12 protein-coding genes are annotated in these 13,280 nt (G+C 69.7%); 4 read left to right on the top strand and 8 right to left on the bottom strand.

The annotated features are described in order from the left end of the window. Window positions 1–24: 24 nt before the first annotated feature. Window positions 25–2,307 (top strand): ATP-binding cassette domain-containing protein, encoded by a 2,283-nt coding sequence (locus tag BJY22_RS26255; protein WP_167211493.1) that lies wholly within the window; start codon window positions 25–27, stop codon window positions 2,305–2,307. Here the strand turns inward: BJY22_RS26255 and BJY22_RS26250 are convergent. The 7 genes from BJY22_RS26250 to BJY22_RS26220 all read right to left on the bottom strand — a co-directional run bounded on the left by BJY22_RS26250 (window position 2,275) and on the right by BJY22_RS26220 (window position 9,337). Then, window positions 2,275–3,276 (bottom strand): DNA glycosylase AlkZ-like family protein, encoded by a 1,002-nt coding sequence (locus tag BJY22_RS26250; RefSeq protein WP_167211491.1) that lies wholly within the window; start codon window positions 3,274–3,276, stop codon window positions 2,275–2,277. The genes BJY22_RS26255 and BJY22_RS26250 overlap by 33 nt on opposite strands. Window positions 3,277–3,429: 153 nt before the next feature. Continuing rightward, window positions 3,430–4,215 (bottom strand): SGNH/GDSL hydrolase family protein, encoded by a 786-nt coding sequence (locus tag BJY22_RS26245; protein WP_167211489.1) that lies wholly within the window; start codon window positions 4,213–4,215, stop codon window positions 3,430–3,432. A 126-nt stretch (window positions 4,216–4,341) separates the two neighbouring features. Continuing rightward, on the bottom strand, window positions 4,342–5,382 hold the full coding sequence (locus BJY22_RS26240) for a mandelate racemase/muconate lactonizing enzyme family protein (RefSeq protein WP_167211486.1): 1,041 nt from the start codon (window positions 5,380–5,382) through the stop codon (window positions 4,342–4,344). Next, window positions 5,379–6,152 carry an ATP-binding cassette domain-containing protein gene (locus BJY22_RS26235; protein WP_167211483.1) on the bottom strand — a complete coding sequence of 258 codons (774 nt, stop codon included), beginning with the start codon at window positions 6,150–6,152 and terminating at the stop codon, window positions 5,379–5,381. Before BJY22_RS26235 ends, BJY22_RS26240 begins: the two co-directional genes overlap by 4 nt. After that, the gene (gene cbiQ, locus BJY22_RS26230; RefSeq protein ID WP_167211480.1) at window positions 6,149–6,907 is read right to left on the bottom strand and encodes a cobalt ECF transporter T component CbiQ; all 759 of its coding nucleotides are present in this window, start codon (window positions 6,905–6,907) and stop codon (window positions 6,149–6,151) included. Before cbiQ ends, BJY22_RS26235 begins: the two co-directional genes overlap by 4 nt. Further along, window positions 6,904–7,923: an energy-coupling factor ABC transporter permease gene (locus BJY22_RS26225; RefSeq protein WP_167211477.1), complete on the bottom strand. Its 1,020-nt coding sequence runs from the start codon at window positions 7,921–7,923 to the stop codon at window positions 6,904–6,906. Before BJY22_RS26225 ends, cbiQ begins: the two co-directional genes overlap by 4 nt. Window positions 7,924–7,978: 55 nt before the next feature. Next, window positions 7,979–9,337: a dihydrolipoyl dehydrogenase family protein gene (locus BJY22_RS26220; protein ID WP_167211474.1), complete on the bottom strand. Its 1,359-nt coding sequence runs from the start codon at window positions 9,335–9,337 to the stop codon at window positions 7,979–7,981. Between the two features lie 119 nt (window positions 9,338–9,456). On the opposite strand from BJY22_RS26220, the gene BJY22_RS26215 reads away from it, so the two are divergent. From BJY22_RS26215 to tsaA, 3 genes are read left to right on the top strand one after another with little or no spacing between them, the layout of a single operon-like run. Further along, the gene (locus BJY22_RS26215) at window positions 9,457–10,959 is read left to right on the top strand and encodes a PstS family phosphate ABC transporter substrate-binding protein (RefSeq protein ID WP_167211471.1); all 1,503 of its coding nucleotides are present in this window, start codon (window positions 9,457–9,459) and stop codon (window positions 10,957–10,959) included. A 9-nt stretch (window positions 10,960–10,968) separates the two neighbouring features. Next, window positions 10,969–11,712, top strand: a complete 744-nt coding sequence (locus tag BJY22_RS26210; RefSeq protein WP_167211467.1) for a metallophosphoesterase — start codon at window positions 10,969–10,971, stop codon at window positions 11,710–11,712. After that, window positions 11,709–12,131, top strand: coding sequence for a tRNA (N6-threonylcarbamoyladenosine(37)-N6)-methyltransferase TrmO (tsaA, locus tag BJY22_RS26205; protein WP_167211464.1), 423 nt, complete (start codon window positions 11,709–11,711; stop codon window positions 12,129–12,131). The genes BJY22_RS26210 and tsaA overlap by 4 nt, the downstream gene beginning before the upstream one ends. A 166-nt stretch (window positions 12,132–12,297) precedes the next feature. On the opposite strand, the gene BJY22_RS26200 is transcribed toward tsaA, so the two are convergent. Further along, complete coding sequence (locus BJY22_RS26200) at window positions 12,298–13,266, bottom strand: helix-turn-helix transcriptional regulator (RefSeq protein ID WP_167211461.1); 969 nt, start codon at window positions 13,264–13,266, stop codon at window positions 12,298–12,300. Between the last annotated feature and the right edge of the window lie 14 nt (window positions 13,267–13,280).

Raw genomic sequence — 13,280 nt, 5'->3', positions numbered from 1 at the left:
TCGGTTCAATGACACCATTGAAGGATGCTTCCTGCTGACAGTCATGACGTCATCCAGGTGCGGGGTGCCCGAGAGAACAATCTCGGCGGCGTCTCGCTCGACATCCCGAAACGCCGGCTCACCGTCTTCACCGGGGTCTCCGGTTCCGGCAAGTCCTCGCTCGTGTTCGACACCATCGCCGCCGAGTCCCAGCGACTGATCAACGAGACCTACACCGCGTTCGTGCAGAACTTCATGCCGAGCCTCGGCCGCCCGGACGTGGACGCCCTGCGCAACCTGTCCGCCGCGATCGTCGTCGACCAGGAACGGATCGGCGCCAACGCCCGCTCCACCGTCGGTACGGCGACCGACGCACACACGATGCTCCGCGTGCTGTTCAGCCGCGCCGGTACGCCGTACGCCGGACCGCCGTCGGTGTTCAGCTTCAACCGGGCCGAAGGGATGTGCCCGGTGTGCGAGGGGCTCGGCCGCACCACGGAGTTCGATCTCGACGAGTTGGTGGATCGCGAGAAGAGCCTCAACCAGGGGCCGATCAAGGCACCCGGGTTCGCCGTCGACAGCTGGCCGTGGCAGCTGATGGCCGGCTCGGGCCTGTTCGATGCGGACCTGCCGCTGAAGGACTATCCGGACGCGGCGTGGCAGCAGTTCCTTTACCAGGAGCCGACGAAGGTCCGGATCGGGAAGAGCAACCTGACCTTCGAGGGCCTGGTCACCAAGCTCAAGCGGCAGTACCTGAGCAAGGATCCGCAGACGATGCAGAGCCACGCGCGGGCGTTCGCCGAGCGGGCGATCCGGCAGCAGACGTGCCCGGAGTGCGACGGAGTACGGCTGAACGCGGCGGCCCGGAGCGTGACGGTCGACGGGCGGACGATCGGCGAGTGCTCGTCGATGCAGATCAGCGATCTCGCGCAGTTCCTGGCCGGCGTCGAGCATCCCGGGGTCGGGCCGATGCTCGAGGGACTGCGCGAGTTGCTCGACTCGTTCGTGACCATCGGTCTCGGTTACCTGAGCCTGGACCGGGAGTCGTCCACGCTGTCCGGCGGTGAGGCGCAGCGGGTGAAGCTGGTACGGCATCTCGGATCGAGTCTGAGCGACGTCACGTACGTCTTCGACGAGCCGACCGTCGGGCTGCATCCGCACGACATCCAGCAGATGAACGACCTGCTGCTGCAACTGCGGGACAAGGGCAACACGGTCCTCGTCGTCGAGCACAAGCCGGAGACGATCCGGATCGCGGACCACGTCGTCGACCTCGGTCCGGGCGCCGGGCTGGCGGGCGGCCGGCTCTGTTACGCGGGCGATGTGGAGGGGCTGAAGGCGTCCGGGACCCTGACCGGGCAGTACCTCGACCATCGGGTGACGGTGCGCGACGACGTACGGCGTCCCACTGGGAAGCTGTCGATCGAGCATGCGACGCTGCACAATCTGCGGGACGTGAGCGTCGACGTCCCGCTCGGCGTTCTCACGGTGGTGACCGGGGTCGCGGGATCCGGGAAGAGTTCGCTGATCCACGGCTCGCTCGCCGGACGCGACGGTGTGATCGTCGCCGGGCAGGAGCCGATCCGCGGCTCCCGGCGGAGCAATCCGGCGACGTACACCGGCTTGCTGGACCCGATCCGGGCCGAGTTCGCGAAGGCGAACAAGGTGAAGCCCGGGCTGTTCAGCGCGAACTCGGTCGGTGCCTGCCCGACCTGCAAGGGCATCGGGCTGGTCTACACCGACCTCGCGATGATGGCCGAGGTCGCGTCGGTGTGCGAGGACTGCAACGGCGCACGGTTCACCGCGGAGGTGCTCGAGTACCGCCTGCGCGGGAAGAACATCAGCGAGGTACTGCGGATGACGGTCGCGGAGGCCCGTGAGTTCTTCCGGACCGGTACGGCGCGGAAGATCCTGGACCGGCTCGCCACCGTCGGACTGGAGTACATCGGTCTCGGGCAGCCGCTCACGACGTTGTCGGGTGGCGAGCGTCAGCGGTTGAAGCTGGCGATCAACATGGGCCGCACCGGCTCGATCTACATCCTCGACGAGCCGACGACCGGGCTGCACCTGGCCGACGTCGACAAGCTGCTGGGCATGCTCGACACGCTCGTCGACCACGGCAACACGGTGATCGTGATCGAGCACCACCAGGCCGTCATGGCGCACGCCGACTGGCTGATCGACATCGGCCCCGGCGCCGGCCACGCCGGCGGTCAGGTGGTCTTCACGGGCACCCCGGCGGACCTGGTCGAAAGCAGCCCGACCGTCACCGCCGAGCACCTCCGGCGGTACGTCTCAGCCACCGCCGAAGCGGGCCAGGTCCTGTAGCTCGCCCGTGAGGTCCGCGGGTTCGAAGAGCTCCACCGAGAGGTCGGCGTGCCGCCAGGTCCCGATGGCTCGACCGGCGCTGATCACGGCGGGGCGAAGCATGCCGCCGCCAGGGAAGATCGAGGTGGGCAGCTCCTGGTACCGGTTCTGGTAGCCGAGCAGATAGGCATCGAACTCGCCGAGCAAGCGCACGTCGCGACAACCGGGAAGGTCTTCGACGGCGTGCAGTGCGGTGGCCTCGACCTCGAAGGAGGTCGTGGCCACCGCCTCGATCGCCCCGCGGGCCGCGGGAACCGGGAGGCCGGACCAGGTCGCGAAGTCCCGGGCGGTCGCCGGGCCGTAGGCAGTCAGGTACCGCCGCGCCAGGGACTCCAGGTCGCCTTCGAGCACGAGCGGCTTGCCGAGCCAGTCCCGCACGGCCACCCAGGTCTCGCCGCGGTCGTGACCGGGGCCGTAGCAGAGCCGTCCGAGCAGACCGGTGTGCCGGAGCAGCGCATACACCGCCTGGCCCTTCGGCTCCGCGATCAGACCGGCGCGCACCAGTACATCGGCCAGCTCCGTACGACCGGTCGGTCCGTGAGTCAGCAGCCAGTCCTCGAGTACATCGGCGGCCTCCGCGCGGATGCGCTCGGTCAGGCCGAGTTCGCCGTACCGGCGCTCGGAGTCCTTGATCAGCTTCGGGCCGAGCAGGCCGAGCAGCGGGCCGGCGTCCTCGGCCGCGACGAGTTGGAGGGTGCCGCGCATGAACCAGCCGCGGACGACGGAGCGGTCGGTCTCCTGGGCCCACGAGACGTCACTGATCGTGGTCGAGGTCGATCGGGCGCGGACGGCGTACGACGCTCCTCGCCAGGTCTGGGCCTGGAGTCCCCCCGTCCGGCGTACGACGTCGGCCACCCCTCCGGGGCCGGCCTCGTTCACCGGACGCGCCAGGCAGTTGGCCTGCATCCTGGCTGCCAGCAACCAGTCCACAGACCTCCGCGCCACCTCTGCATGACACCACGAACTGGCCGTGTCCGCATCCCGAATCTCCCTGGCCCACCCATGCCCTGGGGGGTTCGTCACCCTGATTGCGGGTGACGAACCCCCCAGTTGGCTGGTCAGCCAGGCAAATCCGGGTGTGGGTCAGAGGGCGGGCCGGACGAGGTCGGCGTACGCCGCCTGGCCGGTCACGTTCGGGTGGTACGACTCGGTGACCGGGTTGGACAGGCCGTTGATCCACTCCGGGCTGCCGCACACCGCGTGCCCGATGAACTTCGTCGTCGGGTCGACGAACGCGAACCCGGCCGCGCTCGCGGACGCGGAGATCTTCGAGTTCAGCAGGTCCGCGGTGGCGTTCAGCCTGGTCATCTCGGTCGGGCTGAAGAACGTGCCGGCGTTGCAGTCGGTGCCGTTGAACAGCCGCGGGTAGCCGACCACGACGACCTCCGCCGACGAGGCGCGGCTGCGGATCGAGGAGTACAGCGTGTTCAGCCGGCCCGGGAGGGTGTTGTTGATGATCGACTGCGCGTTGGCGACGGCGCCGGTGCAGTCCCCGAGCCACGACGGCTTCGCGCACTCGGTGATCACCGACGAGAAGCCTGCGTCGTTCCCGCCGACCTGGACGGAGACGATGTCGGCCGCGCTCGTCAGCGATGGCAACTGCTTCGTGGTCACGTCCGCGACGCGGGCGCCGGAGCAGGCCGCGAACGTCAGGTTCGCGCCGATCCGGGCGGCGTCGATATACGGGTAGGCCTTGGTGGAGCGCTGGCACGAGCCGCTGCTGTCGATATAGGAGCGGGTACCGACGCCGGAGGCGTACGAGTCACCGAGTGCGACGTAGTTCGGCGCTGCGGCGTGGGCGACTCCGGGAGACAGCACCATCGCGGCGCCGAGCGCGGCAGCGGAGAGCAGACTGGCGAAGGACTTCATGGGGCGGACCGCCTTTGTGAGCGAGGAGTGGCGACTGAAGTACTCAACGTCACCTTCGCTGACTCACGAGTAACACACAAGGGCCTGGTAACAAATTCACCGTGGATTCGCGGTGACGGTCACCGCCTAGCCATCCCAGGACGACAGGCCCGGTTCTGTCGGCAGCGGGTAGCAGCCGTCGACCAGCTGGACCCCCTTCGGCAGCAGTCCGCTCTCCACGTAGATCGTGTTCGGTAGCGCGGCCAGCACATGGATGTGCGCCCCGCCGCCGTGCGAGGCGTACGGCACCCCGAATCCGGCCGCCATGAGCCCGATCTCCAGACAGTCCGTCAGCCCACCGGCTCGCCGCAGGTCAGGCTGGACGACGCCGACGCCGCCGCGCGCGATCAGGTCCCGGAAGGCCGCCTGCCCGTACCGGTTCTCGCCGGTCGCGATCGGGATGTCCAGCTTCTCCGCCAGCCGCACATGCCCGTCGGTGTCCCCGGCCGGCAGCGGCTCCTCGAACCACCGGCAGTCGAATTCCTCGTAGACGCGCCCGCGCCGCAGCGCCTCGCCGTACTCGAAGGCCTGGTTGGCGTCGACCATCAGCGGCGCGTCCGGACCGATCACGTTCCGGACCGCCTTGATCCGCTGCACGTCCTCGGTCAGTGGTCCGCCGCCGACTTTCATCTTCACGCCGTGGAAGCCCTGTTCCATCGCCTGCGCACAGACGCGTTCCAGGCCGGCGACGTCCAGCTCGAGCCAGCCGACCATCGCGTAGGCCGGGATCGCGGTCCGCTGCGCACCGAGCAGCTTCCACACCGGGACGTCCAGCGACTTGCCGAGCAGGTCCCACAACGCCTGGTCGATCGCCGAGATCCCGTACGACGACAGTCCCGCCGTCCCCTGGTAGTCGGTGAGCACCTGCAGCTTCCGCCGGATGCCGCGGATGACCGTCGGGTCCTCCCCCATGATCGCCGGCGCCAGCTGATCCGTAACGATCTTGGCCATCACCGCCGGCGAGCTCTCGACGCGGCCGAAGTACGTCGCACTCTCGCCGCTCACGCCATCGTCGGTGTCGATCCGCACCCGGGTCACACCGTTGCGGTCGAGCAACTGGATCGCATCCTGCACCGGATGCGCCTTGGGCTCCGACGTGACGTCGACGGTGACCCCGGTGATCTTCATGAGCGCTCCGGTCCCGGTACGGAGAGTGGATCGAAGCCGTACGGCAGCTCCAGGCGGTGTGCCGCCATCAGGTCCGCGTCGCCCAGCAGGTCGCGGGTCTTGCCGTCCGCGACGATCCGGCCGCCGTCCATCAGCAGGCTCCGCTCGCACAGCTGCAGCGCGTACGGCAGGTCGTGCGTGATCATCAGCAGCGTGACGTCCAGCCCGGCGAGGATGTCGGCCAGCTCGCGGCGGGCCGCCGGATCGAGGTTGCTGGACGGCTCGTCGAGCACGAGTACTTCGGGACGCATCGCCAGCACCGTGGCGACCGCGACCCGTCGGCGCTGACCGAACGACAGGTGATGCGGCGCCAGGTCGGCATGATCCTGCATCCCGACCTGGACGAGGGCCTCGTGCACGCGATCGTCCAGCTCCGCGCCGCGCAGACCCAGGTTGGCCGGACCGAACGCCACGTCGTCGCGGACCGTCGGCATGAACAGCTGGTCGTCCGGGTCCTGGAAGACCAGACCGACCTTGCGCCGGATCTCGGTCAGGTGCTCGCGGTGCAGTCCCGTGCCGCCGATCTGGATCCGGCCGCTGCCGGTCCCGCCGGCCACCGATCCGAGGATGCCGTTCAGATGCAGCACCAGCGTCGTCTTGCCCGCGCCGTTCGGCCCGAGCAGCGCGACCCGCTGACCACGCTCGACGGTGAAGTCCACGCCGAACAACGCCTGCCGCCCGTCGGGATAGGCGAACACCAGCCGTTCAACCTGAATCGCAGGACCGCTCACAAGGAGACCACCCTAGCCGCGACCGCGATCGCCACCGCGAACAGGGAGATCGCCAGGCCCTCACCCCACTGCGCCGCCGATGCGCCCTGAACGGTGAGCAGCGGCATGCGCCCGGTGTAGCCGCGGGACCGCATCGCCAGATGGACCCGCTCGCCGCGCTCGAAGCTGCGCACGAACAACGCGCCCACTCCCCCGGCGACCGCCTTCAGATGCCCGACCCGGCCACCCGTGTATCCGCGGGACTCCCGGGCGACCCGCATCCGGTGCAGGTCGTCGGACACCACGCTCAGGTACCGGACCATGAACGACAGGATCGCGACCAGCGTCGCCGGCAGCCGCAGCCGCTCGAGACCGGCCAGGAGGTCGCGCGGCGCGGTCGTCGCGGACAACAGGATCGCCGCGATCACGCCGAGCGTCCCCTTCGCCAGTACGTTCCAGGCCCCGAGCACGCCCGACTCGGAAAGCTGCAGCCCGAGTACGTCGATCCGCGGGCCGGTGGCGACGAACGGCAGCAGCAACGCGAACACGATGAACGGCGTCTCCACCGCGAGCCGCCGCGACACCACGGTCACCGGCAACCTGGCCACCAGCACGGCCGCGATCAGCAGGACGGCGTACACGCCGAACGCCCAGAACGCGGGCGCCGGTGTGGACACGACCGCGAGGACGAAGACGAACAGCGCGACGAGTTTGACCTGCGCCGGGATCCGGTGGATCGGGCTGTCCGCCGCGACGAGCAGACCGTCCCCGCTCATGAGGCCTTGTTCGCTCGCAAGGAGGCCAGCTTGGCGATCGCGAGACCGACGACGATCGTCACCAGGACGCCGATGATCCCGGCGAGCGCACCGGACACCTGCGCGTTGCCGATGCCCTGGACGCCGTAATCGGCCAGCGGGCTCCCGGCCACCGCCGAGTCCTCCGCCGCGCTGTCGAACCCGAGCTTGGCGCCGACGAACTCGAGCCCGTCGGGATGCGCGCTCGCGAACAGGCTCAGCCCGCCCGCGACCAGCAGCGTCACCGCGACCCCGACGCCGAGCGACCGGCCCGCCGGCTTCGCCGCGATGGGATTGTCCGGGGAGACCGTCGACGTGTTGCCGTCGGCATCGACCAGGACCAGGTCCTGCTGCAGGTGCCGGGCGGCGTACACCAGGTCCGGACGGGTCGCGACGACCGCGCTCAGCACCGCCGCGGTGATCACGGCCTCGCCGATCCCGACCAGGATGTGCCACCCGACCATCGCGGTCGCCAGCTTGCCAAGTGGGATGTCGACCGCACCACCGACCGCGTACAGCCCGGTGAACGCCAGCGCCGCGACCGGCACCGAGACCAGCGCTCCGACGGTGGCCGCCGGTACGACGCTGCCCATCCGCCGCGGCAGAACCGTCAGCAGGACGCGCGTCAGGAAGTAGCCGACCAGCACCGTGATCAGGCCCATCAACGTGACGTTCGTGCCCAGGGCGGTCAACCCGCCGTCGGCGAACAACAACCCCTGCACCAGCAACACCGTGGACATCACCAGTACGGCGGTCCACGGTCCGACCAGCGCGGCCGCCAGCGCACCTCCGAGGAGGTGACCGCTGGTGCCCGCGCCGACCGGGAAGTTCACCATCTGCACCGCGAACACGAACGCCGCGGTCAGACCGGCCAGCGCCGGACCGGTCTCACGGAGCTCGCGGTTCGCCCGCTGCAGGCTGACCCCGACCGCCCCGGCCGCGATCAGGCCGGTGGCGACGGACGTAGGTGCGTCGAAGAAACCGTCAGGAACATGCACGTGCACATTCTTGATCTTGTTGCGACCGATTCGCAACAAGCGTTCTCACTGTGGACTACAGCGCCTTCAGGGCCTCACCGATCGCGCGGTGGAACGTCGGGTACGCGTAGATCATCTGACGCAGCGTGTTCACCGGTACGGCGGCGTGCACCGCGACCGCCAGCGCGCTGAGCACCTCGCCACCCGTCGGGCCGGCGCTCGTCGCCCCGACCAGCACGCCACGGTCCGCGTCCATCACGACCTTGATGAAGCCCTCGTTGCCGGCCTTGTGGATCCAGCCGCGCGTCGAGGAGGGGATCGGCGTCGACCCGACCCGCACGTTCAGGCCCGCGTCCCGGGCCTGCTTCTCGGTCAGTCCGACGCCGCCGATCTCCGGGTCGGTGAACGTGACGCGCGGCATCGCCTGGTAGCTCGCGGTCGGCGCGTCCGGCTCCTGCAGGATGTCGCGGACCGCGATGTCGGCCTGGTACATGGCGTTGTGGGTGAACGCGCCCACGCCCGTGACGTCACCGACCGCCCAGACCTTGTCGCCCGCGCGGACGTGCTCGTCGACCTCGATCCGGCGCGCCGCCGGGTCCAGACCGAGCTTGTCGACGCCGAGGTCCGCGGTCGCCACCCGGCGTCCCGTTGCCACCAGCAACTTCTCGCCGGTCGCCGTCGACCCGTCCGGGAGCGTCACGGTGAAGGTGTCACCGGCGTACCCGACCTTCTGGGCGTGTGCGCCGAGGCGGAACGTCACGCCGTCGCGCTCCAGCGCCTCACGCGCGAGCACACCCGACTCCGGCTCCTCCATCGGCAGGACCTCGGGCGCACCCTCCACGACGGTCACCGCGACGCCGAAGCGCGCGAACACCTGCGCGAGCTCCATCCCGATCGCGCCGCCGCCCAGCACCACCAGCGACGCGGGCAGCGTCTCGGCCTCGATCGCCTCCCGGTTCGTCCAGTACGGCGTACCGGCGAGCCCCTCGATCGGCGGGACGGACGGCACCGTCCCGGTCGCGATCACGATGCCGCGGGCCGCCTCGAACTCGCGGTCGCCGGCGCGGACCGTGCCCGGGCCGGTGATCGTGGCGACGTCCTTGATCACGGTCGCGCCCTTGTTCACCAGGCGGTCGACGGCGACCTGGTCGTTCCAGGTGTCGGTCGCCTCCTCGCGGATCCGCTTCGCCACCGGCGTCCAGTCCGGCTCCACGGTCGCCGAACCGGCGATGCCGTCGACGCGGCGGGTCTCGGCGATCAGGTTCGCCGCCCGGATCATCATCTTGCTCGGAATGCACCCGTAGTACGGGCACTCGCCGCCGACCAGCCTCGACTCGATGCCGACCACCCGCAGACCGGCCTGCGCCAGCCGGCCGGCCGTCTCCTCCCCGCCGACTCCGAGCCCGACGACGACCACGTCCACCTGTTCAGCCATGCCGCCAATCTCCCAGACCGGCCGCACCCGGCCAAGTCGGCACCCCGCCCGTCATCGCGCCGTAAGCGGGCGTTCACCACCGGCCACTAGCGTTCGGTGTACGCGGAAGTGGGGGCACGTTGTTCGATTTCTCGGGTTTCGGCAGCATCAACATCGAGACGGTGATCGCCGCCGTCACACTGATCGGGACCTCGATCATCTGGCTGCTCGACCGGTACCTGTGGCGCCGCAAACGCCTCGTGTACCGGGTCCAGGTGGACGCGCAGATCGGGGTGCACCCGCGGCAGAACCGTGCCCGGGAGATGGTCGACGTCGAGGTCCGGCACCAGGGCCAGGTGGTCCAGGACCCGAGCATCGTGCTGCTCCGGCTGGACAACGCCGGCACCGACATCGAGCCCCGGGACATGCAGGGCATGGTGCAGTTCACCTTCCCCGGCCGCAGCATCGTCCGGATGAAGGTGGTCGAGTCGCACCCGGACACGCTCGGCGGCCTGATCGAGGGCCGGATGAAGCCCGCCGAGTACGTCGACACCGACACGCTCACCGTGCCGAAGCTCGCGATCAACCGCGGCGACCACTTCAAGTTCCTGCTCGTGCTGTCCGGGAAGGGCAAGGAGGTCAAGCACTCGGGGTACCTGGCCGGCGGTGCGAACGGCGGCGTGTATCACGAGCCGCGGCCGCGTGGACCGGGTCGCCGTACGTTGATGTTCGGGGCGACGACGCTGGTGCTGGTCGGCGCCCTCGTCGCGTTCTTCCTCGTCGACGTCCTGCAGCCGCCGGACGACTGCCGGTCGGGCCAGCTGCGGGTGATCGGCTCGACTGCGGTCGAGCGGACCATGACCGAGCTGCGCAGCGCGTACGCGAGCGAGTGCTCGGAGGCCGACATCACGATCGCGGCGAACGGCAGCCGCAGCGGCGTCCGCGACCTGGGCGCCCTGGGCAGGCAAGACCCGGCCGCGGCGGGCAAGGTGATCGCGATGTCGGACGGACCGGCCGAGGACGCTCCGAATCTCGGCGGCGAGGCGGTTGCGGTCGTCGTGTTCGCGGTCGTCGTCAACCGAGCGGCCGATCTCACGGGCCTGACCACGGCACAGCTCCGCGACATCTACAGCGGCAAGGTCACCAACTGGAAGCAACTGGGCGGCAAGGACCTGCCGATCCGGATGGTGAGCCGGGTCGGGCCCGACTCCGGTTCACGGCTCGTGTTCCGCGAGAAGGTCCTCGGCGGCAGCCAGGAGCTAGGCATCACCTCCGACGACTGCCGCAGCGACGACGACGCTGTCGCGAAGTACCACCGCTGTGAGGTCGGTACGACGGACGAGTTGCTCACCCGGGTGAACGAGATCGACGGCGCGATCGGGTACGCCGAACTCGGCAGCGCCCGGAAGTTCCCGGGTATCGCGGCGGCGACGATCGACGACGTCGTACCAGACACCTCGAAGGTGGCGGACCGCTCGTACAAGTTCTGGGAGGTCGAGCACGCCTACACCTACGGGGCGCCTGAGGCGAAGTCCCTGACCGCGGCGTTCCTGGACTACCTGCGCTCCACCGAGGCGCGGCCGGTGCTGGAGCGCGGCGGGCTGGTCCCCTGTGGTGCACTGCCGCCGGGCTTCTGCGGTTAATGTGCCGCTATGTACGTGATCGCGCATCTCAGTGACCCGCATCTCGATGGAACCGAGGAGGCGCGCTCGCGGCTCCGGAAGATCACGTCGTACGTCCAGGCGTCAGCGGTGGACGTCGTACTGGTCAGCGGGGATCTCGCCGATCACGGGCTCGCGTCCGAGTACGACGAACTGGCCGGGGAACTGGCGTTCGAGGTGCCGGTGCTCGTGCTGCCCGGCAACCACGACGTCGGCGAGCCACTGCGAAAAGGGCTCGCGTCCTTCGTGGACTCTCCCGGCGGCGGCCACCCGGTCCACCAGGTGCGCGACGTCGGATCCGCGCGCTTCGTCCTCGTGGACAGCACGGTGCCCGGCGCGGACCACGGTCTGCTGTCGGCGGACTCGCTGGCCTGGCTCGACGGCGTACTGCGGGAACCCTTCGATGGACCGGTCTTCGTCGCGATGCATCACCCACCGCTCCAGTTGCACCATCCGGTCATGGACCAGTGGCAGCTCGAGGACCGCGCACCGCTCGCCGAGGTCCTGACCGGCAAACCGATCACCGCGATCCTCACCGGCCACGTGCACAACGCGATCGTCACCACCTTCGCCGGCCATCCCGTCCTCGGCGCCCCCGGCATTCGCTCCACCGTCCCCCTCCCCTTCGAACCCGGCACCGGCTCCGTCGTGGACCCCACAGCCCACCCCGGCCTGGCCTTCCACATCCACACCCCGGGCGAGCCCCTCCAGTCCGTCTACAGGTATCCGCGATGACGCCGGCTCCCGACGGCTTCGTCGTCCACCCGATCGGGTACGTCGAATCGCCCCTCGCCTCGCGCGCCGATGCGCCGCGCCAGGGCGACGAGGGTGCCCCCGACGCCTGGATCGACTTCGACGAATCCGTCCGCGCAGCCCTCGCCGACGTCCGCGCGGGTGACGAGCTCATCCTCATTACCTGGTTCGACCGAGCGGACCGCACCGTGCAGACGGTCCACCCGAGGGGCGACGAGTCGCGTCCACCGACGGGCGTCTTCAGCACCCGCTCACCCGACCGGCCGAATCCGCTCGGTCTGCACCGGGTCGCGGTGCTCGCGATCGACGGCCTCCGGATCCAGGTCAACCACCTCGAAGCCCTCGACGGCACCCCGGTCGTCGACGTGAAACCCGTACTCGGCGATCCGACCGAGCGCTGAGCCTGCGACGGCGGGCGTGCCCGAGCGATGTGCGAGCTCGACAGGTAGTGCACCCGCGAGACGCTGTACACGCGGACACCTTCACGCTCAAGTGCACTACCCGACCGCTCGACACCTCCTGTCCACGTGCAGATCGGACCTCGTGCGGGCTGGCCCGAACAACCTCTCAGGAACCGGCGTAGTGCTCGGCCAGTGTGCTGGCTCGGTGATGGATAGCGGTGCGTAGCGACTGTGGGGCGAGGGCTTCGGCGCTGGTGCCGAGTTGCCACAGGGCCCATTCGGCGTGCCAGGAGTCCTGGAAGGTGACCTCGAGCCGAAGCCAGCCGTCCGGGTCGGGGACTTCGGCCCGGACCGCTACGGCGGCGTTCAGCAGGTCCTCGCGCCGCGACGGGTTCACCCGGACCAGCACGGTGAGGTGACCAACGGACAGGAACTGGGCGGCCCGGTCGCGCCAGATGCGGTCCAGGTCGACGCGGCTCGGTCGCGCTGCCGGTTCGCGGAGTTCCTCGGCGGCGAGCAGCCGGGACAGTCGGTAGGTACGATCCGCGCCGGATCTTCTGGCCAGCAGATAGCCCCGGTCCCGTACGGTGACCAGGCCGATCGGGTCCACCGTGCGCCAATGGGGCTCTTTACCAGTGGCCGCGTAGTGGATGCGTAATCTGTGGCCCGCCAGCACCGCGCGCCGGACCTCGAGCATGGTCGCGTCGGAGACCTCCTTCGTGACCAGCCGGCGGGACAGCAGGTCCGTCTCCGGGTCGACGAGGATCCGCTGGGCCGCCTCGCTCGCAGTGGTGCGATGACTTTCGGGGAGCGCGTCGACGACCTTGCGCATGGCCGAGGCGAGCGCCGAACTGAGGCCGAACACCTGCTCACCGCGCCCCGATCCGGCGGTGAGCAACGCCAGCGCCTCGTCGTGATTCAACCCGGTCAGCTCGGTCCGGAACCCGGGCAGCAACGCGAACCCACCATGCCGGCCGCGTTCGGCGTACACCGGGACGCCCGCCGCGGACAGCGCCTCGATGTCACGCAGCACCGTGCGGGTCGAGACCTCCAGCTCGCGGGCGAGCACGTCCGCGGTCAGCCGGCCCCGCTGACGCAGCAGCAGCACCATCGAGACCAACCGGTCGGCACGCATCCCAAAACATTACC

This window comes from Kribbella shirazensis, assembly GCF_011761605.1.
GTDB classification, from domain to species: Bacteria; Actinomycetota; Actinomycetes; order Propionibacteriales; family Kribbellaceae; genus Kribbella; species Kribbella shirazensis.
Note: the sequence above shows the minus strand (reverse complement) of the source record. Positions and strands in the feature narration are given on the sequence as shown.

Bases quoted from the DNA above. Each gene is read 5' to 3' on its own strand.
- BJY22_RS26255 (WP_167211493.1), top strand. From the start codon at position 25: ATGCTTCCTGCTGACAGTCATGACGTCATCCAGGTGCGGGGTGCCCGA.
- BJY22_RS26245 (WP_167211489.1), bottom strand. From the start codon at position 4,215: ATGAAGTCCTTCGCCAGTCTGCTCTCCGCTGCCGCGCTCGGCGCCGCG.
- BJY22_RS26240 (WP_167211486.1), bottom strand. From the start codon at position 5,382: ATGAAGATCACCGGGGTCACCGTCGACGTCACGTCGGAGCCCAAGGCG.
- cbiQ (WP_167211480.1), bottom strand. From the start codon at position 6,907: ATGAGCGGGGACGGTCTGCTCGTCGCGGCGGACAGCCCGATCCACCGG.
- BJY22_RS26220 (WP_167211474.1), bottom strand. From the start codon at position 9,337: ATGGCTGAACAGGTGGACGTGGTCGTCGTCGGGCTCGGAGTCGGCGGG.
- BJY22_RS26210 (WP_167211467.1), top strand. From the start codon at position 10,969: ATGTACGTGATCGCGCATCTCAGTGACCCGCATCTCGATGGAACCGAG.
- tsaA (WP_167211464.1), top strand. From the start codon at position 11,709: ATGACGCCGGCTCCCGACGGCTTCGTCGTCCACCCGATCGGGTACGTC.
- BJY22_RS26200 (WP_167211461.1), bottom strand. From the start codon at position 13,266: ATGCGTGCCGACCGGTTGGTCTCGATGGTGCTGCTGCTGCGTCAGCGG.